The organism is Bacteroides celer, from assembly GCF_002632415.2.
GTDB lineage: Bacteria > Bacteroidota > Bacteroidia > Bacteroidales > Bacteroidaceae > Bacteroides.
The window spans coordinates 1,961,495-1,987,163 of the sequence record NZ_CP178209.1 but is presented as its reverse complement, the minus strand read 5'-3'; the positions used below and the strand labels follow the sequence as shown (position 1 = coordinate 1,987,163).

Genomic DNA, 25,669 nt, shown 5'->3' with positions numbered 1-25,669 from the left:
TCAGTCATGAAATCGATTAAAGAGCTATACAGGATAGGCACAGGACCTTCCAGTAGCCACACTATGGGACCGCGCAAAGCTGCCGAAATGTTTTTGGAACGTCATCAGGATGCTGCATCTTTTAAAGTCACCCTTTACGGCAGTTTAGCCGCTACCGGTAAAGGACACATGACGGATGTAGCCATTATAGACACCTTACAGCCCACTGCACCAGTAGAAATTGTATGGCAACCCAAAGTCTTTCTACCGTTCCATCCGAACGGAATGACATTTGCGGCTTTGGATAACAATAATAAAGTGCTTGAGAACTGGACTGTTTACAGTATTGGTGGCGGTGCACTGGCAGAAAATAATGATAATCCAACTATCGAAAGCCCCGATGTATATGGCATGGAAAACATGACCGAAATACTCCAATGGTGTGAGGATACCGGAAAAAGTTATTGGGAATACGTGAAGGAATGTGAGGAAGAAGATATATGGGATTACCTGGCTGAAGTATGGGGCACCATGAAAGATGCCATTCACCGTGGACTGGAAGCTGAAGGAGTACTTCCCGGCCCACTAAATCTTAGACGAAAAGCCTCCACCTATTATATACGCGCTACCGGATACAAACAATCCCTGCAATCCAGAGGACTTGTCTTTTCTTATGCTTTGGCAGTAAGTGAAGAAAATGCTTCCGGTGGAAAAATAGTGACCGCTCCTACCTGTGGTTCCTGCGGAGTGATGCCTGCCGTATTATATCATCTCCAGAAAAGCCGTGATTTCAGTGATATGCGCATTCTACGTGCATTAGCCACTGCCGGATTGTTTGGCAACATTGTCAAATTCAATGCATCTATTTCCGGAGCAGAAGTAGGTTGTCAGGGAGAAGTAGGCGTTGCCTGTGCAATGGCCTCAGCTGCCGCTAATCAATTATTCGGAGGTAGCCCGGCGCAGATTGAGTATGCAGCAGAAATGGGATTGGAACACCATTTAGGAATGACTTGTGATCCCGTATGCGGATTAGTACAAATACCCTGCATCGAACGAAATGCATACGCCGCCGCACGTGCGTTAGATGCTAATCTTTATTCAGCTTTCACAGACGGTATGCATCGCGTCTCTTTCGACAAAGTAGTGCAAGTTATGAAACAGACCGGACACGACCTTCCGTCACTCTACAAAGAAACAAGTGAAGGAGGATTGGCTAAGGATTACAAACAAATGTAGTTATAAAAATCAAAACGGACTATTCCTTTTATAGAAATAGTCCGTTTTGATTTTTAGGATTAAAAGCTATTCAGTTGGAGGCCAATTCGTATCATCTCCATTACTGATATCCTTCTCATGCAGCAATCCACCTTCTTGTGAGAAGTAAAGCGAGTAGCGTTGACTACCTTGTTTCACCTCAATCACAGACTCCATAGGATTCTGCGGAAATGTCAATACATATACATCTGTTACGACCCACGCATTATACTTAGAATCCATAAAAGCCGTATAAACAGCGGGTACCAGCTGATCAATGCTATTCAATTCATTCTCTGTCATCACCCAATTGGCATTCGCATCAAACCAGACTTCCAGTTCATCTCCAGTCACCCAGCAGTCAGCTACATAATAAACACCTTTCATTTCCCATTCTATATTTTGGGCACCCGGATACACTTGCTTCAAGGCTTCTGTAATACTACTGGGCGGAACATAAGTATCATTATCGTCATCATCACATGCGCTGAACGAAAGAGCAGTCATTATCAATATCACCGCCCAAGCGCTAAACTTAAATTTCCACATAGCTATCTTCTTGTTTAGGTCTATCTATCGCAAATCTTTCATTAATCATCAGCTTTGATGAACTTCCCTTTCTTATCAAATTTGAAAGAAAGCCCTGTCGACAATTCAATTTCATACCCTTTGCGGTCACGTTCCACTTTTGTCACTCCTTCATTCACAAAATTATGAGTTTTCAAGTAATTGACAGCAAATCCCGGAACAATACTAACAGGAACAGCCTGTCCTTTCTTTGCACTTACCTCTTCCCAATTTCCTTTACTGTCAAAATCAATTTCCGTACCATCCATCAATAATACTTCATACTTGGTAGACTCCATCATTTCCTTATCAATTTTAATGTGAGCTACCTGAGGATTTGTAAAATGGCTGTTGATAAAATTACGTGCCGAAAGCGGTAACTGATTCATGTCTTTGGTAATTACATCTTTTGTGAATGAGAACTGTACGGCTACAATAGCCAACACAAGTAAAGATAGAATTTTCTTCATAATCGTTATTCTTTTAGCGTTAATACTATATTTTCATTTCATACAGCAAATAACGATACAGATTCTGGAAAGATTTGGGAACATGGTGAGTTTGCTCTTTTTTTGTATTCTTTAACCACCATTTTTTAGTTCGTAACTACTCAGGTATAAAGTCATATTGATACTTCTCACTGTTCAAGAACAGCAAGAATAGCCTTGTATTTAGAATTTCCGTTTTTCTTAGCGGTTTCAGCAACGGAGTGGACGTTCATAAAAGTGTTAGCCCCTTTTTCTGTACGAAAACATCCGCTGACTTTTTGCTTTACCTTTATTTTTCGAATACCTCTTTCGCTGGCATTATTATCATAAGGAACATCTGGGTTTTGCAGGAAGGTAAAAAGATAATCCTTACATTTGAAGAGACCATTTTTGAACTTCTGGAAATCCTCATGCAGATGTGCTACGCTTTCATTTAGCAATCGGTCCAATCTGTCTTTTATAGTGGTTATTGGTATTACTTCAAAGCTTGTAGTCTTACGGATGTGTATCGCCTCTCTAAGAAGTGTACTCACTTTTTTAGACCAGTTCTGCTTAGGGTCAAGTTCAGTAAGGTATTGAATGTTCCTTAACAGATGTGCAATGCATACCTGATGATTCTTTACTTCCATATTGAAATAGCTACCATGTCGATCTGTGACTAATACAGCATTGGGCAATCCATCAGGAAAATGGTTGTTTATAGCCTTCATTCCTCTGGACTTGTCTTGGTATACATAGGTTAACTGATCCGTTTGGAATATCCATGCCCAATTAAGTGCACTATTGACATATAGTCCCGTTTCATCAGCGCCAACAACTGTGGATTCGGCTATGCGCCTGCGAATTTGGTCACAAACAGTTTTTGATTTAGTCCCTATTTTAGTAAGCATGTTCCGCACTGTACCTTGACTAATAGACAAAGAGAAAATTTCTTTGAGTATTTCACAGATACGTTCAAATGAAACACATTGAACATGGCTAAGAAAAGACACCAGAGACTGAATAGTCTTGCCGTATGAAATCCGTTTACTACATTCTTTGGGGAGCGGGCATTTATTAATGTGGCCGCAAGAACAAGTCACATCAAAAGAGCGATGTTCTTTTACTTGGGGACGGGGTAAAGGTATATCAACCACTTGGGAGACTCCGCTACAAATAGACTCAGCCCCAGTCAAAGAACTGCCGCAACATTCACAATAGTCAGATTTATGTTCTTCGATAAAATCAGGAGAAGTGCTCGTTTCTAAAGTAGAGCCGGGATGACCAAATTGACCACCGTTCTTACGGTCTGACTTCTTGCGCAAAGACTGTGTCCGACGGAGGACTTTGGCAGGAAGCGATTCTTGGGAAGGAGGAATACTACTATTATGACTATCCTTATCAGGTCCTTCATATTTGGATAAACGTTTCTTTAATACATGAATCTCTTTATCCTTCTGATCAATAATACGATAAAGACGGCTAATATCAGCACCTTGCTCAGATATAGTTTGCTCCATCGAAGAGAATTTCTCGTTCATCTCCGATAAGAACTTAGATATGTCTGTTACCTGCTCAATCATTGAATGCAAAAGTAATATCTAGGGGATAATAGAGAAAGGGGATTGGCATAAAGTTATCAGATACATTTCAACAGGTAAGAGAGTTTGGATTACTTTTTCAATTTTCAGGAAAAGATACCTGAGTAGTTACTTTAGTTCTCGGCATGCAACTACCACCTAGTCTTCATTTGTTAAGATATACAAAAGAATATTTAATTGCTTGTTTTTGAACTATTTGATTTATAGCTTTGTAGAAATTTAAAATTAAAACCAAGCGAGTTTCAGGTGCTTTTGAGAAATTGAATTGTCTTTGTTTGACTTTACTATCCGATTTTTCTCTCCTCATTTTTATATGTATTTACCTATTGTGGTTTTACATTCTTTCCCCCTGTTTCTCCAACCAGTCTAGTAAAAGCTTGTTGAAGCGCGTTCGTACGGATTAGCAACAGTATTAACCTATAACACTAAAAGCGATGAAAGTAGAGTATTTTAATCAAAACAGAGTTCTAAAACCCGGAAAATGAAGAAATTAGTTATCAACTAATTATCTTTTTCACCTTAATTATTCATTCGTAACGGAGACATCAATTATGTTTCCGATGCTCAATTATTACCTTCATGAAAAGAAAAAACAGATCATTACAACTCATTATATGCCTCTTATCCTTATGTTATTCTTTGCTTATCCCAGCTCAAGAGAAACCAACTGTGAAATTAGGAGGAGCTCTGCGATTTAACTATAATTATTCAGATTGGAAGAATGGTAATAAGAAACGTGGAGGTGATTTTGGCTTCGATGTATTCCGGCTGAATATCAATGGGGCTTATAAAAAGATCATATTGGATGCTGAATATCGCTTTTATACCACATCTTCAGGCGGTGGCATGCTAAAACATGGCTGGATGGGTTATCAGTTCAACAATAACCATCAAATTCAGCTAGGATTAACAACTGTCCCATTCGGTATCCTTCCATATACGGCTAACAATTATTTCTTTAATATCAACTATTATCTCGGATTGGAAGATGATGCGGACATGGGTATCAAATATCTCTATCAGAAGGGGCATTGGGATGTAGCAATAGCATTTTTCAAAAATGCTGACATACTGGATTTCAGTGAAGATACCGAAGCCTCTCCCGATCGTTATGCGTATGACATTGGTGGGAGAAACAAAGAAACAACTCAAGGGAACGTACGCATAGCTTATCGCTGGGGAGAGAAGTGGACACAAGAAATTGGAGTATCCGCCATGTTGGGTGGTATCTACAATCTGGATACAAAGAAAGTAGGTTCTCGATCTGCTTTTGCCGCACATTACGTTACCAGCTATAAGAACTGGAATTTAAAAATACAATATACCACTTATCGTATAAGTCCCATAAATAAAGAGGAAGAAAGTAGAAAGCAGGTTACAACAGTAGCTTATGGTTCTTCGTATGAGATTGCTGCCAAGGCTGATACTTATACAGCGGCACTCGCATATACATTCCCTATCAATAAAGGTATTTTGGATAATATCCAACTATACAATGACTTCAGTATGATGCACAAATATACAGAAGGGTTCAACGATAGTTTCATGAATGTCACCGGATGTCTCCTGAGTATGGGACCTGTCTACATGTACATCGACTATGCATTAGGGAAAAATCAAGCGTGGCTAGGCAATGACTGGAACACTGCTTTTGCCCAAGGCAATCCCTCAGCAGAATGGAATGCCCGTCTGAATATGAACATTGGTTATTATTTCTAAGACCCATATATATGAATAAGATTGAAATTAAAGATCTCTGTCTTGTCTTTGGCAAAGATGGATGTGTAATTGCTGTGAACAATGTGAACCTATCTATCCAAGAAGGTGAGATATTCGTCATCATGGGACTTTCCGGAAGTGGAAAATCGACACTGTTGCGGTGTATAAATGGATTAAAACATCGCACTTCTGGAGAAATCTCCATTAATGGAACCAATATAACAGAAACCTCGAAAAAGGAACTGATACAGATGCGTCGAAAAGTGCTGGCAATGGTTTTTCTACTCGAAGACATCCTGCCTCTGCTGACCCGTACTAACTCACCGGTCTGGGTAGTAAACAATCGACGAGAGTTTCAATGCACCATTCCCCTGTCAAGACTCATTACAGAAATAACAGGAAAGAACAAAACAGAAATTAATGAAATCATTCAAAACTCTATAGACTCATGATTCACATCGGAAACTACATTGAACAGGGCATCAATTGGCTAACAGACTATTTCGCCCCTTTCTTCGACACTCTAAATGCAATAGTAGGAGGCTTTATTGAAGGCTTCCAGCACATACTTTATGCAATACCGGCTTATATTATGATACCTGCCCTCGCTTTGCTTGGATGGTATAAAGTAGGAAAAAGCATAGCAGTCTTCACATTATTAGGATTATGGCTGATTTACAGCATGGGATTTTGGGAAGCTACGATGCAGACACTGGCTCTTGTCCTTTCCTCAACCAGCATTGCTCTATTATTAGGTATTCCATTAGGTATTTGGACAGCATATAACAAAAGCTGTAATCAAATAGTGCGTCCCATTTTGGACTTTATGCAGACAATGCCTGCTTTTGTCTATCTTATCCCTGCCGTCCTGTTTTTCGGATTAGGGACTGTGCCGGGAGCATTTGCAACCATCATCTTTGCCATGCCACCTGTGGTGCGACTCACTGGATTAGGGATCCGGCAGGTTCCCCTCGAAATAACGGAAGCTTCCCTATCATTCGGTGCCACTCCCTGGCAACTGCTATACAAAGTACAGTTCCCATTGGTGCTGCCAACCATCCTTACGGGAGTGAATCAAACAATCATGATGTCACTCTCAATGGTAGTCATTGCCGCTATGATTTCAGCCGGAGGACTCGGAGAAGTAGTTCTGAAAGGAATTACTCAAATGAAAATAGGACTGGGATTCGAAGGAGGTATTGCAGTTGTCATTCTTGCCATCATACTAGACCGCATCACACAAGGAATAGCTCAGAAAAAGAAAAAGTGAATATAAAACTACACAAGATCAACTATAAACCAGAAGCACACCTGCTTCATAAAACAATCATTTATGAGTAAATATCTATTTTTAGGCATATTAGCCACCGCGATTATTTTAGTTGCATTTTTCTCATGTAATCTGGTAAAACCCAAAAAACAAATCACTATCGCCTATGCCAATTGGGCGGAAGGCATTGCCGTCACTCATCTCGCAAAAGCCATCCTCGAAGAACAAGGTTATGAAGTAACACTGCAAAATGCAGATATTGCTCCTATTTTTGCTTCGATCTCTAATCAGAAGGCAGACGTATTTATGGACACCTGGCTCCCTGTCACCCATGCAGATTATATGGAACAATACGGCAATAAACTGGAAGAAATTGGAAATATTTATGACAGTGCCCGCATTGGATTAGTAGTTCCCGAATATGTGAAGACAAATTCTATTGAAGACCTGAACAAGCATAGAGAAAAGTTTTTTGGTAAAATAGTAGGCATTGATGCCGGAGCCGGAATAATGCAAGCAACGGATAAAGCCATCGAAAAGTACAGACTAAAATATAAGCTGCTCACATCCAGTGGACCGGCTATGACCGCCTCACTGAAAAAAGCAATTGACCGGAACGAATGGATTGTTGTAACAGGATGGACTCCGCATTGGATGTTTGATCGTTTCAAACTGAAAATGCTTGAAGATCCTAAAAAAGTATATGGAGAAGCTGAAAACGTCAAAGTCATCGCATGGAAAGGTTTCAGTGAAAAAGATCCATTTGCCGCCACCATACTCGCCAATCTTCATCTAACAAACGAACAAATCAGCTCCCTCATGTCCGCCGTAGAAAATACTGTAAATACTGAAGGCGAAGCAGCACGTCTCTGGATGCACGCACATTGGGACATTGTAAACAGCTGGATTCCTGATGTAATGACAGAAGAGGAAAAATGAAGGTATATGCTACCTCTTCCTGTATTGTATTAACTATATTAAAAACAAAAATGATTATGATATATAATAAAGTACAACAAGAAATTGCACAGAAAATCGACAATAAAGCTGAGATATCAGACTGGACAAATTGGAAATGGCAATTACGCCATTCGATAAAAACGCTTGAACAGTTTGAAAACCTGACTGGAATAAAATTTGAATCCAAAGAAACAGAACAACTCCAACAGACATTTGAGAAGTTTCCTCTGTCCATTACTCCATATTATCTCTCACTTATTCGCCGAAAAGACTATCGACATGACCCGGTTTTCAAACAATCATTTGGAAGTCCCGAAGAATTAATCACTCTGAAATCAGAATGTACCGACCCCCTGTCGGAAGAAAAAGACAGTCCCGTTGAGGGAATCACTCACCGTTATCCCGATAGGGTACTATTCCACGTCAGTAATATCTGTTCTATGTATTGCCGGCATTGTACACGTAAACGAAAAGTAGGAGATATTGATTACATCCCATCAAAAGAACAACTTACGGAAGGTATAGAATACATAAAAAAAACTCCGCAAGTTAGAGATGTACTACTTTCCGGCGGTGATCCCCTGATGCTTTCCGACAAGATGCTCGACTGGCTTTTGTCCGAACTAATCCGCATCCCCCATGTTCAAGTCCTTCGTATAGGAACAAGAATGCCGGTAGTGCTCCCCTACAGAATAACAAACTCTCTTATCTCTATTTTGAAAAAATACCAACCTCTTTGGATCAACACTCACTTCAATCATCCGAATGAAATTACCGATTCATCCCGGGAAGCATTGGCAAAGCTTGCCGACGCAGGATTTCCATTAGGAAATCAGTCTGTCCTTTTGGCACGAGTCAATGATTGCCCGAAGATAATGAAATCCTTAGTGCATAAACTAGTAGAGAACAGAGTACGTCCTTACTACCTCTATCAATGCGATTTGTCAGAAGGGCTATCCCATTTCAGAACCCCTGTTGGGAAAGGTATCGAAATCATGGAAAGTCTCATTGGGCACACCAGTGGATTCGCCCGCCCTACATTTGTAATTGACACTCCCGGAGGTGGTGGTAAAATCCCGATAATGCCTAATTATGTTATTTCACGTTCAGTCAATAAACTTATTCTAAGAAATTATGAAGGCATAATGACCACCTACACCGAACCAAACGTCTATCAATCAACGATATGTAACAATGATTGTGAGAAATGCACTCTTCAAGTGACTCCTACTGATACAGACGAATTCGAAACCATCGGCATCGAAAAGTTACTCTCTGACGCCAACGATACAATTGCATTAATCCCCGAAGACAATGAAAGAATACAGAGACGAAATGAATAAGCCAGACACAATTGTACGCCTTGGAAAAGGCTCCATTCTTCAACACGGGAAATTGAATGACCGTATTTATTTAATGAAATTACTAAAAGAAGACATTGCTCTTGTCTTCGACAAGATTGCAAACTTGGTAGCGCGACACGGTTATTCTAAAGTTTTTTGTAAAGTACCCACCCAGATTGCTCCATTGTTTCTGGCACAAGGGTATATCCTCGAAGGACATATACCCCAATTTTATGAAGGGAAAGAAGATGCCTTCTTCGTTTCACGATTTCCGAAAACAGACCGAAGGCTCTTAAATTATCCACATAGTGAGTTGGAAACTCTTTATCAACTTTTGCAAAATCGGATAGATGTAAAGAGTTACCTGATTAATACCGAATATACCATTCGCAAACTCGGTATAAAAAACATTCTGGAAATTGCTTCTCTCTATGCCGAAACATTCGTGAGTTATCCTTTTCCCATTTACAATCCTAGCTATATAGCAGAAACGATGGGTAGGCATGTCCAATATTTTGGTGCTTTCAAGAAAAACAAACTGGTAGCTTTAGCCTCAGCAGAGGTCGACTTCAACGCAAAGAATGCAGAAATGACCGACTTCGCTACTCACAAAACACATGCCGGGCACAATTTGTCCTGCTCACTACTGGAAATGATGGAATATGAAATGCAACTGCAGGGAATAATGACCCTCTATACTATTGCACGGTCTACATCCATCCCGATGAACAAAACTTTTTTAAGGCTCGGTTATAAATATGCAGGAACATTAATCAACAATACTAATATTTCAGGAGGAATAGAAAGTATGAATCTTTTCTATAAGCATGTCTGACTTTTCTGGTATAGATATCATCCTACAAAATATTTGAAGACAATTAAAAGACAACTAATCCGCAATGGATTAGTTGTTTTAAATTTTAAAAGTATGCCCAACTCTATTTATCACAAGAACAATCTATTCTATCTTCCATTCTCCAATTGTGCAACGTTCTCTGTCAAAGCTGACGGCAACCTTCACTATCGGCAGCCCGCATAAAGCAAAGCGTTCGGGATAATTTTTTTAATCAATCTGGTCCACCGCTTCGTTTGCAGACTTATCCAGTTTCAATTCCATCACATACAGTGTGGTCTTGGTACGCAATACCATATCTACCCGACCGCAGGGAGTACGCACTTCCACATCTACATAATAATCCAACAAACTAAATATGATATAGAAAACCTGTTGATAATGACCTTCATATTTTGTATTGTCACATTGAAGAACCGTAAATAAGAATGTCTGTAGACGGCACAAGGCAGCATCCATATCCCCATTGCGAATATCACGGAAAAGATAGATACTTCGCTTGAAACCCCGGAATATGCCTACAATCAGACTACTCATAATATCAATGGGGTGATTGAAAGTCTGGACCGATACAAAGTGACTGATCCGGAGGAGAAGCAGACGATTCTCCGACTATCGGATTATAGAAGAAAAGGCACGCAGGTACGGAGGCTGTTTTCCAGTACCAGCTGGAGCAAGATGGATGCACCGGGAAAGTATATCATTACCGCACTGACGAACAAGCGATAAAGAAACAGACCGGTTAGAGTATGCCCGAAACGGGAAGAATAAAAAATATCCGGATGCTCACTGAAAGGACATCCGGATATCACTCTCTTTCTACCTTCCGACTAATTACTTTTCTGAATAGTTTGCCAGATTGTAACATACCGGCTTAGTGCTATTACCTACACGGTAAATACCGAACTTGAAGTAATAACCATCATCGTCGTTACGTCCAATCATGATTTTTTCATTGTCTACAATGTGTTTACTAACCTTTTTCCCCTTTTCCTGATAGTCCATCTGCACATCGAGCATACCCGGTTTTACAATCGTTTCCGCCTCTTTGCCATAGACTGTCCAGTCGATATGAATGCGGAATGTAATCCAGCAGTCTTTCGGAAAATCGGCATAAGGCATTTTGTAAGCAATGGTCGATGCTTTATAGTCTGATGTTACAGGTTTCATAATCGGTGTTTTTTCGGGATTTGCGTTGCAACGGTCGTCTTTATCCGTCAGCCACTTACGGTCGGAATTTGCTTTGATATAGAACCATCCGCCGGAGAACCCGAACGCCAATGGAGGATAGCCTCCTTGTTCCACGAGCCATCCGTTGGCCTTTCCGGCCTGATATACAGGATTTCCTTGTTTGTCTTTCACCGGATTACCTTGTTTATCCAGCTTGGCTACTTTCTCGTGCCCTTCATTCTTTTTAAAGATTGTAGTCTTTTCCAGTTCAACGAACTCGTCAATCGTAAGTTTCTTCACTTCTCCCTGTGGAGTTTGTACCAATGTACGATCCGGCATCCCATGCCATTGGGCAAAAATTGTCGAAACATCGCTACCCAATGAAGAAGGAATATATACGGAAAACTCATAGTCGCGGGAAGCTCCTTGCGGACAAATACCTTTCCCATGATGATATACGGTTTTAGTAATCTGCGCTTTCTGATAAACATCGGCAGGCAGGCCTTTGAAATCATCGGAAGTTGCATAACAATAAGACAATTCCGCACGCCCTTTTGTTTCCCCTTTGGCATATCCTGACAGGGTATTATCATCTTCCTTCAATTCAAAACGATAGGAAGGCTTACCGTTGAACATACGTGTGAAGTCGCGTTGAATTGCATGAGGCTTTTTAGTCCCTACTGCTACCCAGCAATCGTCTATAATTTGATTGACGCGTGCCGAATCCGCCTGCACGTTTACCCGTTCCGTAAGTGGAACCAACGTTTGTGTATCTTGGGTTTGAGCGGTCAGTGCCGTACATCCTACTGCTACCACACAGATAGCAAAAATGTTTTTCTTCATTCTATTCGGTATTAAGTTTTTTGACGGTGCAAAAATACGAAAGGCAACCTCATTGGCTGCCTTTCTTTTGTCTCAAATGTTTTCACATTTGTGTAATTTTACTGTCAACACCCGCCTACAAACTTAATTGGGGGCTTCATCGTCATAATCTTCTTCAAGTATATCTACTTTCTGTATACTCATTTTTCCATCGGCAGTGATCGTTATAGAAAGCGGCATATACAAATCAGTCTGCGGATAACAAACACTCGCTGCATACACAATTCCCTGCGGAGTGGTCTTGTCATATACAATGCCTTCCAATATAGACTTAGATAGGAAGTTCGCATCGACTACCGATGAAAAATCATTCTTGGTAAAGGTCTTGTTCAACACGGTTTCATTACCACGAGTCAGGTGCAACACTATTTTATTGTCGACATAGGTATCTCCCAGCTCGTTTGTCACATGGGGCAGATTTTCATCCGGAGTACGCGAAACGAGGGAATGATAATCTTTCCCCTTAAATTTAAAGTCGGTTTCGCTCTTAGACGTCTGCATACGCTGCAATCCGTGAGCATCCACACTGTCTATCATCGCCAATGTCGACGTATTATCTGAAGATCCTTTTTTACCGCCACATGCACTCACAGCCACTGCCAACGGCAATAAAAGCCAATAAATTAGTTTTCTCATACGTAAGTTTTCTGTTTATAAATAGATAGCAAAGGAACAAAAAGAGCGGGATATTTACAAGTGTAACCGACATTTTTCCTACATTTGCAGGAAAGAAGGAATACTTTTACAACAATTACAGATTTAAAAACCTGCAAACCTAACACCATGCGCGAACGAATGACAACAATTCTTTTTCTCATCCTTGCCTACTGTAGCAGTGGCAATGTGTATGGGCAAAAAGTAAATTATCAGCAATTCGACAACATCTATCTCGGGGCCGAAGCTTCGGTGATTAGTTGCTTCCTGCAAGATAGCGAGGGACTGATATGGGTGGGTTCCAACAAGGGTTTATTCAGTTATGACGGTTATTCCACACAACAGCATTTCACGTATGGAGAACGTACTAACACACGTATCTACTGCGGTATTATAGCAGATAACACTTATTTATATCTGGGAACAGATAACGGGATTCTTGTTTATAACTATCGAACAGACAAATATGAGCAACCGGATACTGATTTCCCAACGGATGTCCGTACCATGGTACTCCAGGGAGATACATTGTGGATAGGTTCGTTGAACGGATTATATACTTATCAGTTAAAAAGCCGTCAACTGAATCATTTCGACAGCAAACAGACCGGATTGCCTCATAACACCATCTATTCCATCATTCATACAAAAGATAATCAAATTTATATAGGTACTTACAACGGATTATGCCGCTATGTGCAGGCAAGTGGAAAATTTGAAAACATCCTTTTGCCCGTTAACCGGGGAGGCAGCAATTTGTTTGTCAATTCTCTGTTGGAAGACACCACCCGACAATGTATCTGGATCGGGATGGAAGGTTATCTCTTCCAATACAATCCCACTATAGGAGAGATGAAGGCGATAGAGGTATTTCATAACAACTCCATCAAATCACTGGCACTGGACGGAGATGAAAATTTGCTGGCAGGTACAGACAACGGGCTTTATGTGTACCAGAATGACAAAGAACCTTTGCAGCATATCATTCACGATTCACGCAATATCCAGTCACTAACCAACAATATTATCTGGAACATATTCTCGGATCAGGAACATAATATCTGGCTGGGAACAGATTATGGCATTTCCCTGTCACGCTATAACAGTGCGCTGCAATTTGTACCGATTTCTCAAATCACAGGCACAGGAGACGGAAATCAGTTCTATTCCCTGTTCCGGGATTCCAAAGGATTCTATTGGTTCGGAGGTACAAACGGAGTGATCCGGTTCACCCATCCGGCAGGCAATAAACACGATGCTATCTGGTATAGAATGGGGGATAAAAACCATCCGTTATCCCACAACCGGATACGGCACATCTACGAGGATAGAGAACAGCAGTTATGGATAGCCACAGACGGAAGTATCAACCGCTATGACTATAATACCCATCAATTTGTACATTACAACATCGTAGACAGTACAGGAACTTATAATACCAACTGGGCTTATTACCTGTTTGAAGATACTGACGGGAAGCTTTGGATCGCCACCTGTCTCGGAGGTATCTTTGTTGTGGACAAACATAAACTGATACAATCTGCCGGAAGATCGTATGTGGCCGATCAAAATTATTCCATTCATAATGGGCTGTCGGGGATGTTCATTAATCAGATTGTCCCTGATGCGGAAGGTAATGTATGGGTATTGTTATACAACAGCAAAGGAATAGACAAAATCAATGCCCGTACGCGGCAAGTGACAAAGCTGTTTGCCGATGAATTAAGTGGCGAGAAGAGCCCGAACTACCTTTTACGGGATGAAGACGGCATGCTTTGGGTAGGATTTCACGGAGGGGTGATGCGTATCAATCCCAAAGACTCGAGTCAGCAAAGTATCTCTTTCGGCAATTTCAGCAATAACGAGATTCTGTCTATGACCTCTGTAAAAGAACATATCTGGGTTTCCACCACTAACGGACTTTGGATCATCGACCGGAGAACAATGGATGCCCGCCAGCAAAGCCTGACGGATAAACGTTTCACCAGTCTCATGTTTGATCCGGAAGATGGAAATATCTATCTGGGAGGTGCAGACGGGTTCGGCATATCCCGTCCCGAAATACAAGCCATGAGTCAGCCGGAACACTCCATTTTACTGACTGCCTTATATATCAACAATCAACTGATGTCTCCGCATACCGGAGAGGATATTCCCAACATCCGCTATACCGATGCTATCGAACTAAAATACGACCAGAACAACCTGGCTTTCGAACTTTCAGACCTGCCCTACTCGCTGGAAGAAAAACATGAATTCGTCTACCGGCTGGAAGGTATGGACAAAGAATGGAATTTCCTGCAATCCAACACGAATCGCATTACGTACAGTAATTTGGGTTATGGGGATTATCAGCTAGTAATCAGCAAAGTAGAAAAGAGCGGTTCTCCTTCCGAGCATCCATATATCCTGAATATTAAAATTCTCCCTCCATGGTATTACACACTTTGGGCAAAGATTGTCTACATTCTTTTATTCTTGAGCCTCATTGCCTGGGTTATCAACTTTTTCCGTGTCAAGAACCGTCTGAAAATGGAACGGATGGAAAAAGAGAAGATTCTGGAGCAATCACGCCAGAAAATGACTTTCTTTACCCATTTGTCTAATGAATTAAAAACACCGCTTAGCCGGATCATCGCTCCTGTCAGTCAATTGCTCCCCGTTGCAGAAGAAGTGCATGAGAAACAGACACTGGAGGAGGTGCAGCGTAATGCAATGAAAATAAACTCATTGATTCATCAGGTATTAAACTTCAACCGGATAGAGGATAATAAAGATTCGCTGCTGATTTTGTCGCGTATCGAACTTGTGTCATTCAGCCGTAGCCTGTTTTCCGTCTATGAGGAAAACAAACAGATCACATTCCATTTCGAGACGAATAAAGCCAAGATTTATGCTGATATGGATGCCATCAAACTTGGAGTGATTTTAGATAATCTGCTTTCAAATGCCGTCAAATTCACCCCGGATGGCGGAAGCGTCCGCCTGTCTCTTTTCTATCGTGAAGAAACGGAATTGTTGGATATTTGTGTTTCTGATACAGGAACCGGAATCCCGCAACAAGATATTCCATATATCTTCCAGCGCTTTTTCCAGTCTCCACATACCGGCAATAAGGAAGGTACGGGTATCGGACTTTATCTGGTCAAGACTTATACGGAACTTCATGGCGGTCACATCAACGGAGTCACCTCGAACGAAGGAAAAGGAACTTCCATTGGGCTGAATATTCCTGTCATCGCCGTAGAGAAAGAAGAGATTCCGGCGACACAAGTGAAAAAGCAGTTGGAATCGTTGCCTGTTCTTAAACCAATCGAAGCAGAATCTCAAGATGAGAAATTTCTGTCGAACATTATCCGCCTGATTGAGGATCATCTTTCTGAATCGGAATTGAATGTGAATGCGCTTTGTGAATTATCCGGTATCAGTAATAAGCAGATTTACCGGAAAATTAAACAGCTGACCGGAATGTCTCCAGTGGAATACATCAAATCGATCCGGATGAAAAAGGCGGCCATGTTGTTGCAACAAAAGAAGTTTACCGTTGCCGAAGTGATGTACATGGTAGGCTTTTCCAATCATTCTTATTTCTCCAAATGTTTTCAGGCAGAATTCGGAAAAACGCCACGTCAGTACCTTAATGAAGACCTGTAGAGGTGTTTTGGGGCATTTCGTCCTATTTTTATCCTTATATGTCCAATCTGTGCTTTTATTGAAATGACCAATAAATTACTTTTGTTGCTGTCAATAAACCGATAAATTTGATAGCATGAAAAGACTGTTGATCCTTACCTTTATTTGTTTGATATCTGCCTTTGTCAAAGTGCAAGGCAAATCATCCTCTACACCTATTATATATATAGATGGAAATGGGGTGATGCGTTGGAGTGACACCCGCCGGGAGGCTTCCTTTTTCGGTGTTAATTATACGCTGCCTTTCGCCCATGCTTACCGTGCCATTGGATATTTGGGACTGGACCGCAAAGCTGCTATAGACAAAGATGTATATCATATCTCCCGTCTGGGACTGAATGCTTACCGTATTCATTTATGGGATGTGGAACTGACAGACGGACAGGGAAATCTCCTCGAAAACGAGCATCTCGACTTGATGGACTACCTGATTGCCAAACTCAAAGAACGTAATATTCATATTGTGATTACCGCACAGACCAACTTCGGGAACGGATATCCCGAACGAAACATACAGACGGGCGGCTTCTCCTATAAATATGATAAATGCGATATGCACTCCCATCCGGAAGCTATCGCTGCACAAGAAACCTATCTTCATGGTTTGGTGAAGCACGTCAATCCATATACGGGGTTAGCTTATAAAGACGATCCCTCCATTGTTGGATTCGAAATCAATAATGAACCTTGTCATTCCGGTACGAAAGAAGAGGTAAAAGCCTATATCAACCGGATGCTGAAAGCGATCAATAAAACAGGAAACCGCAAACCTGTATTCTATAATGTAAGCCACAACGGATATGTAGTAGAGTCTTATTACGAAACTGCCATTCAGGGAACTACTTATCAATGGTATCCCATCGGACTGGTATCCGGACAGACACAGCAGGGAAATTTCCTTCCTTATATAGACCGCTATGATATTCCCTTTTCGGATAAAGTGAAAGGATTCGATAAGAAAACACGGATGGTATATGAGTTCGATCCGGCAGATATCATGTATTCTTATATGTATCCGGCCATGGTACGCACTTTCCGTACGGCAGGCTTCCAATGGATTACCCAGTTTGCGTATGATCCGATGGATATCGCTTATGCCAATACGGAATATCAGACTCATTTCTTGAATCTTGCCTATACGCCTCATAAAGCTATCAGTATGAAGATAGCTGCCGAAGCTGCACACAGTCTGAAAAGAGGTGAATCATACGGCAGCTATCCACAGGACACTTTATTTGGTGATGGTTTTCGCGTCAGTTATACGGAGGACTTGAGCGAATTAAATAATGGAAAGAAATTCTATTATTCCAATCATACCAACACCCGGCCCAAAGATGCGTCACAACTTGTTTCCATTGCCGGTTGTGGCAGTTCCCCGGTTATTCATTATGAGGGAACAGGTGCTTATTTCATGGATTGCCTCGAACCGGGAGTCTGGAGACTGGAAGTGATGCCGGACGCAGTAGTAGTGAACGATCCGTTTGCCAAACCGTCACTCAACAAAGAAGTGGTTACCATCGCTTATGGTGCTTGGGACATGGCTTTGCAAATACCTGATTTAGGGATGGAATTTACCTTTACGGCCCTCAATCAAGGAAATCAGCAGAAAGGAAATGTGACAGACGGGATTATCCGCGGACTTCGTCCGGGTACCTATCTGCTGAAACGTAAAAACTGTACGCCCAAACAGAACTGGCAGGCAGACTCTCAATGGAATTCCATCCGCATCGGAGAATATGTGGCTCCTGCTCCACGTGTGACAGATTATAAAGTCGTTCATATTCCATCGGCAACCACTGAAGCAAATAAGGATTTGACGATTAATGCACAGGTAGTAGGAACCGAACTCCCGGATTCAGTGATTATCTACACCGATAAGATATCTTTTTGGAATGAGCATAATTCATATATCAAGATGAAACGTACAAGCGGATATACCTATCAGGCAACGATACCCGCTAGAGAAATAAAGGATGATTGTTTCAGGTATAACATCATCGTATGCCGGGGCAACAGCACTCGCACTTATCCCACAGGAAATTCCGGTTACAGGAATTCATCATCAGGAATAAAGGGAAATCCACTGGACTGGAATTATACTTCCGGAGCCTATTGGACTACTCGTGTTGTTGCCCCAGATAGTGCGATACCACTATTGGCTATTACGGATGCAGATAGCCGGATAGAAGCATACACGCTTCCCGAATGGAATGATCTCCAACGTACTTTGGTTGATTCTTCTCCGGTGGAAAAACCTTTGCTCCGGTTCCGGTTTACTCCTAAAGGAGAAAATCCGCACTATTTCCTCCGCACGTTCGTAAAGAACCTGATTGAAGAAAGAAAAGAAAGAGTAAAGGATTGTAGCGTTCTCTGTATCCGGGTAAATCGAACGAAAACACTTCCGGAAGGATTCAGTGCCGGTTTCGTAACGTCAGACGGATATACTTATAAAAGCCCTTGTCCTGCTCCATCATCGGAGGGAATCATACGAATACCGTTGAAAGATTTACGCCAGACAGACACGGCACTGCTGCCGATAGCTTATCCGACATTTTTGAAACAGTATTTCCATCCGGAAACGGAAATTGCATTTTTACCGGAAAGGATTGAAAAGCTGGAGTTGTCAATGTCAGGAAACAAGAAAGAGTTAGTTGAGATTGAACTAGGAAATATCTGGCTGGAATAATCGTTCTTAAAGTTCCCCGTTGTCGAAGCCTTCGTTCCTCGGTGAGGAAAGGGTCGTTCATCGGTGAGGAACAAGGTCTTCCTCGGTGAGGAACAAATCTTTCGTCTGAACCACGTCTGAAGCCTTCTGAAAGGGGGTAGCAAACGGAAGAGACAGAAAGGGAAAAGCCGCTGATTTTTAAATAAAAAGTAAAAATAAATCTATTATCAATAACACAGTAATTATGAACAGGAATATCTTAAATCTACGCCATCTGACTGTACTACTTATGTTGTGTACAGCCTTTTTAGGAGGCACCATTCCTGCCTTCGCCCAACAAGGAGGCAAGAAAATCACCGGACAAGTGATTGACGAGAACAAGGAACCGATGATCGGAGTAAGTATCCTCATTGTCGGTACTTCTACCGGAACAGTGACCGATTTCGACGGTAATTATACACTCAATGTGCCACAGGGCAGCAAAGAGTTGCAATTCTCTTATGTAGGATATGAAACAAAGGTAGTACCAGTTCCTGCCAACAGTACTACTTTGAATGTCCAGTTGAAAAGTGATTCACAGGTATTGAGCGACGTTGTAGTAATCGGCTATGGTACGCAGCGTAAAAGTGACCTGACAGGTTTGGTAACTAACGTCAGCAGCAAGGACTTCAACATGGGGTTGGTCAGCTCTCCCGAGCAACTGATTAATGGTAAGATTTCCGGTGTGCAAATCATGTCCAACAGTGGTTCTCCCACTGCGGGAAGTACGATCCGTGTGCGTGGTGGTGCTTCACTGAACGCTAGTAATGACCCTTTGATCGTACTGGACGGCGTTCCTTTGGAACAGGGAGGCATCAGCGGTAATGACGGGAACTTCCTTAGCCTCATCAACCCGAACGATATTGAAAGTATGACCATTCTGAAAGATGCTTCTTCGACTGCCATTTACGGTTCGCGTGCATCCAACGGGGTTATTCTGATTACTACCAAGAAAGGAAGTTCGGATAAACTGAAGATTACATTCAGTACGACAAATTCCATCCAGACACGTACCAAGCTGGCTGATATGCTAAGTTATGACCAATTTGTCAACACCATCCGTACGCAAGGAACGACTGCCCAACAATCTCTACTCGGCACAGCCCATACGGACTGGAATGATGAGATTTACCAGAATGCTTTCGGTACGGATAATAATCTTAGTATCTCCGGAAAAATTGCTAAAAACTGGCCATTTCGTATATCAGTAGGTTATTACAATCAAAGCGGTTTGTTACGCACAGACAACGCAGAACGCTACACGGGAAGCATCATGGTAACCCCCTCTTTCTTCAAAGACCACTTGAAACTGAATATTAATGCGAAAGGGTCTATTAACAACAACACATTTGGTAACACGAATGCTATCTGGGCAGCTTCTACAATGAATCCAACCATCCCTGTTTATTCAGGACTGGATACTTTTGGAGGATACACGGAAGCAATAGACAATACAGGTGCACCAGCCAACGGTGCTGTAATGAACCCGGTGGGACTTATCAAAATGAATGATTCCCAAAGTAACGTAAGACGTTTCATCGGAAATATCGATGCGGACTATCGTGTTCATTTCTTCCCCGATTTAAAGCTACACGCTACATTAGGTTACGACTATGCACAAGGTAAGGGAAGTGTATATGTTCCGGCGGAAGCTGCACAGAATTACACCACTTCCGGTCTGGATTACAGCTACGGTCCACAGAAGAAAGAAAATCGCCTGCTGACTTTGTATGCCAACTACAACAAATTGGTAGAATCGATTAAAAGTAGTTTTGACGTAACAGCCGGTTACGATTATCAGTACTGGAAAGTTACAACTCCGCTTTACTACGAAATGAACACGCTGGGAGAAATACAAAAGACTTCAAAGGCTAAAGACGAACGCCATGTACTACTTTCATACTACGGTCGTCTGAATTATTCGTTCGATTCACGTTATATGCTAACTACCACCATCCGCCGGGACGCTACTTCACGCTTTGCCAAGAATGTACGTTGGGGTACTTTCCCCTCTGTAGCCTTGGGATGGAGAGTGACAGAAGAATCTTTCCTGAAAGATAATAAAGTATTGAGCAATCTGAAAATTCGTGCCAGTTACGGTGTGACCGGACAACAGGACGGTATTGGTAACTACAATTATCTACCTATCTATACTCAAAGCCAAAATGGTGCGGAAGGTATCATGGGAAATGAATATATTCATACCTACCGTCCCAGCTCTTACGTCCCTGACTTGAAATGGGAAACCACTACTTCATGGAATATAGGATTCGACTTCGGCTTTCTGGAAGACCGTATTACCGGTAGCTTTGACTACTACACTCGCCAAACTAAAGATTTGATTGCAACAGTTCCCGCCGCAGCAGGTACCACCTTCGACCGTAACATCACCACCAATGTGGGAAATGTGGACAGTCAGGGTATTGAATTCAGCGTGAATGCAACTCCTATCCAGACAGAAGACTGGAACTGGGATGTCAGCTTCAACATGACTTGGCAAAAGATGAAGGTAAAAAATCTGTCTTTATCTGCCGGAACTGTCGCTACAAATACTTCAGTAGGTCCATATATCGACAGTTACCAAGTACAAACATTAAGTGAGGGATACGCCCCTTATATGTTCTACGTTTATCATCAACTCTATGATGAAAAAACAGGAAAACCGGTAGAAGGTGCCTATCTTGATGTGAATGGAGACGGACAAATCAACTCTTCCGATTTATATCGTTACCACTCTCCCGCTCCGGATTACATTCTCGGTTTCAGTACTTCACTGCGCTGGAAAAAATGGACCTTGAGTACAAGCTTGCGTGCAAACATCGGCAACTATGTCTATAATGCCATGGCTATGAACGCTGGAGCCTGGGAAACAGTAAGCTACAACTCCTATCAATTGAATAACCTGTCTACAAGTTATCTGAAAACCGGATTCCAGACCCGTCAGTACTTGTCCGACTATTATGTAGAAAATGCTTCTTTCCTGAAAATGGATAATCTATCGTTGAACTATAATTTCGGTCAAATCTGCAAAGGATGTAGCCTGAATGTGAGTGCTATGGTTCAGAACGTATTCTGTATCACCAAGTACAGCGGTGTCGACCCGGAGGTTCCTAATGGTGTGGATAATTCCTTCTATCCACGTCCGCGCACCTTCTCACTGAATGTAGGTTTCAACTTCTAACTATTTAAAAACAAGCGAATCATGAAAAAGATATTATATACAGCCTTCTATTTTTGCAGTGCATTATTGCTGAACTCCTGCATAGGCGACTTAGACCAATATCCGCATGAAGACGAAACATCTTCTACGATATATACCAATGCTGAAAACTATAAAGCCGTTTTAGGTAAGATATATGCTGCCATGGTGACCACCGGACAGGAAAAAGGGGGTGATCCAGACTTGAGCAGTAATAGTGGACAGGATTATATGCGTTGCTTCTTCAACCTGCAGGAATGTGGAACAGACGAGGTGGCCTCTACCTGGTTGTCAGGTGATAATGTGAGTGGATTGACTTATTTAAGTTGGGATGCTAATGATCCTTGGGTATCGGACATGTACTATCGGATTTATTATAACATAGCATTGTGCAATGAATTTCTCCGTAACGCAACCGATGAAAAGCTGGCAGAATTTAGCGAACAGGATCAAGCTGAAATCCGCCATTACCGGGCTGAAGCTCGTTTCATGCGTGCTTTATTCTACTACCATGCAATGGACTTATTCCGCAACATCCCGTTCATAACAGAGAATGACCCGACTGTCGGCTATCTGCCTCCACGTTATACGTCTGCACAAATTTTCAGTTATATAGAATCTGAATTAAATGCCATTACAAATGATATGCTTAGCAAAGGGGATTGTCCTTATGGACGTGCTTCACAAGGAGCCGCCTATACATTGCTTGCCAAACTTTATCTGAACGCAGAGGTGTATATTGAAACGTCGAAGTATACAGAATGTATCGCTGCCTGTCAACAGGCTATCGCACAGGGATATTCATTGGAAGATGACTACAGCAAACTATTCAATGCGGATAATGATAAGCGTACTGCCAACGAAATTATATTCACCTTACCTGTGGACGCTACACATACCGTATCTTGGGGTTCTTCCACCTACATCGTCTGTGGTGCCGTAAGTAATACTTCCGACAAACAGATTCCTGAAAATTATGGTGTGAAAAGCGGTTGGGGAATGTTCCGTGTACGCGGAGAAATTCCGGTCTTATTTAGCGGAACTGATGATAAGCGCTATATGTTCTTCACTGACGGACAAACACAATATCTGGATGTGATAGATAACCAGTCAAACGGATATTTTGTAGAAAAATGGACTAACCTGACAGATGCCGGAGCAACTGCTTCCAACACTGCAGATGGTGGTGTAAATACAGATTATCCTTTATTCCGTTTGGCAGACGTATATCTGATGATGGCGGAAGCTGTGGTACGTGGCGGAACGGGTAGTGATAAAGGAACTGTATTGGGATATATCAATAAACTGCAAGAACGTGCTTATGGCGACGACTCTCATAATAAAACGGAAGCCGACCTGACACTGGACTTTATCCTGAAAGAACGTGCCCGTGAACTTTATTGGGAAGGATACCGTCGCACCGACTTAATCCGTTTCGGAATGTTCACTACCGACAAATATCTGTGGCAATGGAAAGGTGGTGAAAAAGGTGGCGTAGCTGTAAATAGCAAGTATAATATCTATCCGATACCGGCTACCGAACTGACGGCTAATCCCAATTTATATAATGAAAATTATTAATCATCCTCTAATACAAACGATATATGAAAACTATAAATAGTCTGTTCCTTGCATTGGCGGCTCTCTTTATATGGAGTGCCTGTGAAGATGACGCAGATAAATATTATTTATCGAGCCTGACAGAAAATGAATTGATAGCTTCTACAAACAACATTGTATTGACGGAAGATATCGCACAAAAGAATGTTCTGTCACTGGCATGGACCGACCGGACATTGGCTATCAACAATCCGGATTTCAAACCAACCAACTTATTGAAAACAAGTATACAGGTTGCATTAAACGAAGATTTCTCCGGAACGATCGTTGAGTCTACCGAAACCTCTCTTTCCAAGACTTACAATGGAGCCGAATTAAATATTGTCACCAATAATCTGGGGGTTGAAGCCAATGTAGCCACTAAATTCTATTTCAGACTGAAAGGAACAACGGGGAACAACATCGAACCGGCATATAGCAATGTGGAAGTAATCAACATCACTCCTTATGAACTGGATATGCGTTTCGCCAGCATGCTGGATCAAAACGGCACAGACACCGGTATGAGTTTATTTTCAGTAAATACAGATGGTGTATACAAAGGATTTGTAGGAGTAAATGCCTGGTACAACTTCCTGATTAAAGAAGCCAACGGAACGATCTGGAGAAATGACAACGAAACCGGAATGCCGTTCTTACTAACTACAGCAGGGGATTGGAAATGCTGGTTCCCAGGAGTTGGAGGTTGTTATTATATCACATTTGACACGAATAATAAGCAATGGAACGGAATACAAATACCAACATTGAACGTCAGTGGAGATATCGATGCAACAATGGAATTTAACCAAACAAGCAGAAAATGGACAGCTACATTCAATGCTAATGCAGCCGGAAGTATGACTATCCAAATCAGTGGAACGGGTAAATTATATGACCATACATGTGCCAATCCGAATGATAATGGTGGATACGACATTGATGACACGAAAGCTAAAGATACTCCTATGGCATTCAGCGGCAGCAGCACAGCGTTAAATCTCGGAGAAACAGCTGGAGACATAACAGTTAATGTGCCACAGGCAGGAGAGTGTACGCTTTCTATCGATCTAAGCAACCCTCAACAATGGACTGTATCAGTAGAAGAAGGTTCTATAGAACCGGAGCCGGAACCGGAAGAGGGACAATATTTGTATTTGCCGGGAATCGGCCAAGGTAGCGACTGGACATACGATCATAAAATTGAAGTGTACTATAAGGAAGAACAAAAATATGCAGGTATAGTGGATGTCAACTCACAATACGGAAATTATGCGATGACCCTGTTCTCATCAGGAGATGCATGGGACACCGACAAAATGTACACCATTGCCAATGATGACTCGGAAAGTACGGCAGAAGCTGGAACTCTTGTAAATGGACAAGCAAAGAATATTCCTGCACCTGCTGCCGATCTTTATCTGTTTGACGTTTCATTAAAAGAGTTGACCTATAAAACTTATGCAGTTGGAAATAACATCTATTGTTATTATGGAATAGAGGGGGATAACAATTTATATCCTATCGCCACAACAGGAACTACCGGAGAATATTCGGGAACGATTACGTTATCACAAGATTCTAACTGGGGTATCAAATTTTATATAAAAGATGACTGGACCGGAGCGTATGGAGGAAGCAATGGAAAACTATATTATAACAGCAACGACGGTATTCCATTGACTGCCGGAACTTATACTATCACAGTCAATCTGATAGACGGTACTTATTCCGCTTCTAATAAATAACCTTTAG

Annotated in this window: 17 protein-coding genes and 2 pseudogenes; 13 read left to right on the top strand and 6 right to left on the bottom strand. The window is 41.7% G+C overall.

Going from position 1 to position 25,669, the window contains the following annotated elements:
* Positions 1-6 precede the first annotated feature (6 nt).
* Positions 7-1,215 (top strand): L-serine ammonia-lyase, encoded by a 1,209-nt coding sequence (locus CJF29_RS07650; RefSeq protein WP_074557704.1) that lies wholly within the window; start codon positions 7-9, stop codon positions 1,213-1,215.
* Between the two features lie 66 nt (positions 1,216-1,281).
* On the opposite strand, the gene CJF29_RS07645 is transcribed toward CJF29_RS07650, so the two are convergent.
* The 3 genes from CJF29_RS07645 to tnpC all read right to left on the bottom strand — a co-directional run bounded on the left by CJF29_RS07645 (position 1,282) and on the right by tnpC (position 3,850).
* On the bottom strand, positions 1,282-1,782 hold the full coding sequence (locus tag CJF29_RS07645; protein WP_074557702.1) for a PepSY-like domain-containing protein: 501 nt from the start codon (positions 1,780-1,782) through the stop codon (positions 1,282-1,284).
* Between the two features lie 41 nt (positions 1,783-1,823).
* Complete coding sequence (locus tag CJF29_RS07640) at positions 1,824-2,270, bottom strand: PepSY-like domain-containing protein (protein ID WP_099147440.1); 447 nt, start codon at positions 2,268-2,270, stop codon at positions 1,824-1,826.
* Positions 2,271-2,437: 167 nt separating this feature from the next.
* Complete coding sequence (tnpC, locus tag CJF29_RS07635; RefSeq protein ID WP_229112578.1) at positions 2,438-3,850, bottom strand: IS66 family transposase; 1,413 nt, start codon at positions 3,848-3,850, stop codon at positions 2,438-2,440.
* Between the two features lie 687 nt (positions 3,851-4,537).
* Between tnpC and CJF29_RS07630 the strand changes: the two genes are divergently transcribed.
* The 6 genes and pseudogenes from CJF29_RS07630 to ablB all read left to right on the top strand — a co-directional run bounded on the left by CJF29_RS07630 (position 4,538) and on the right by ablB (position 9,995).
* On the top strand, positions 4,538-5,587 hold the full coding sequence (locus CJF29_RS07630; protein WP_310793922.1) for a hypothetical protein: 1,050 nt from the start codon (positions 4,538-4,540) through the stop codon (positions 5,585-5,587).
* Between the two features lie 11 nt (positions 5,588-5,598).
* Positions 5,599-5,889 (top strand): annotated as a pseudogene (locus CJF29_RS07625) (ATP-binding cassette domain-containing protein); the annotation flags it as partial.
* Between the two features lie 146 nt (positions 5,890-6,035).
* Positions 6,036-6,857, top strand: coding sequence for an ABC transporter permease (locus CJF29_RS07620; RefSeq protein WP_099146296.1), 822 nt, complete (start codon positions 6,036-6,038; stop codon positions 6,855-6,857).
* A gap of 63 nt (positions 6,858-6,920) precedes the next feature.
* Positions 6,921-7,796, top strand: coding sequence for a glycine betaine ABC transporter substrate-binding protein (locus CJF29_RS07615; protein WP_074557695.1), 876 nt, complete (start codon positions 6,921-6,923; stop codon positions 7,794-7,796).
* 56 nt (positions 7,797-7,852) lie between these two features.
* A complete protein-coding gene (gene ablA / locus CJF29_RS07610; RefSeq protein ID WP_176553114.1) occupies positions 7,853-9,160 on the top strand; it encodes a lysine 2,3-aminomutase in 1,308 nt (435 codons plus the stop codon).
* Positions 9,132-9,995, top strand: a complete 864-nt coding sequence (gene ablB, locus CJF29_RS07605; protein ID WP_099146295.1) for a putative beta-lysine N-acetyltransferase — start codon at positions 9,132-9,134, stop codon at positions 9,993-9,995. Before ablA ends, ablB begins: the two co-directional genes overlap by 29 nt.
* Positions 9,996-10,118: 123 nt before the next feature.
* On the opposite strand, the pseudogene CJF29_RS07600 reads toward ablB, so the two are convergent.
* A pseudogene (locus CJF29_RS07600) lies at positions 10,119-10,502 on the bottom strand (PD-(D/E)XK nuclease domain-containing protein); the annotation flags it as partial.
* 60 nt (positions 10,503-10,562) lie between these two features.
* Between CJF29_RS07600 and CJF29_RS07595 the strand changes: the two are divergent.
* On the top strand, positions 10,563-10,742 hold the full coding sequence (locus CJF29_RS07595) for a hypothetical protein (RefSeq protein WP_229092036.1): 180 nt from the start codon (positions 10,563-10,565) through the stop codon (positions 10,740-10,742).
* Between the two features lie 105 nt (positions 10,743-10,847).
* Here the strand turns inward: CJF29_RS07595 and CJF29_RS07590 are convergent, their stop codons facing one another.
* Positions 10,848-12,026 (bottom strand): heparin lyase I family protein, encoded by a 1,179-nt coding sequence (locus CJF29_RS07590; RefSeq protein WP_099146294.1) that lies wholly within the window; start codon positions 12,024-12,026, stop codon positions 10,848-10,850.
* 123 nt (positions 12,027-12,149) lie between these two features.
* Positions 12,150-12,701, bottom strand: coding sequence for a DUF4738 domain-containing protein (locus CJF29_RS07585; RefSeq protein WP_004312456.1), 552 nt, complete (start codon positions 12,699-12,701; stop codon positions 12,150-12,152).
* Between the two features lie 147 nt (positions 12,702-12,848).
* On the opposite strand from CJF29_RS07585, the gene CJF29_RS07580 reads away from it, so the two are divergent.
* From CJF29_RS07580 to CJF29_RS07560, 5 genes are all read left to right on the top strand, one after another.
* On the top strand, positions 12,849-16,373 hold the full coding sequence (locus tag CJF29_RS07580; protein WP_099146293.1) for a two-component regulator propeller domain-containing protein: 3,525 nt from the start codon (positions 12,849-12,851) through the stop codon (positions 16,371-16,373).
* A gap of 115 nt (positions 16,374-16,488) precedes the next feature.
* Positions 16,489-19,098 carry a cellulase family glycosylhydrolase gene (locus tag CJF29_RS07575; protein WP_099146292.1) on the top strand — a complete coding sequence of 870 codons (2,610 nt, stop codon included), beginning with the start codon at positions 16,489-16,491 and terminating at the stop codon, positions 19,096-19,098.
* A gap of 223 nt (positions 19,099-19,321) precedes the next feature.
* Positions 19,322-22,297 (top strand): SusC/RagA family TonB-linked outer membrane protein, encoded by a 2,976-nt coding sequence (locus CJF29_RS07570; RefSeq protein ID WP_099146291.1) that lies wholly within the window; start codon positions 19,322-19,324, stop codon positions 22,295-22,297.
* A gap of 21 nt (positions 22,298-22,318) precedes the next feature.
* Entirely contained in the window at positions 22,319-23,896 is a 1,578-nt protein-coding gene (locus CJF29_RS07565; protein ID WP_099146290.1) for a RagB/SusD family nutrient uptake outer membrane protein, read from the top strand.
* 23 nt (positions 23,897-23,919) lie between these two features.
* Positions 23,920-25,662, top strand: a complete 1,743-nt coding sequence (locus tag CJF29_RS07560; RefSeq protein ID WP_099146289.1) for a DUF5114 domain-containing protein — start codon at positions 23,920-23,922, stop codon at positions 25,660-25,662.
* Positions 25,663-25,669: the final 7 nt, after the last annotated feature.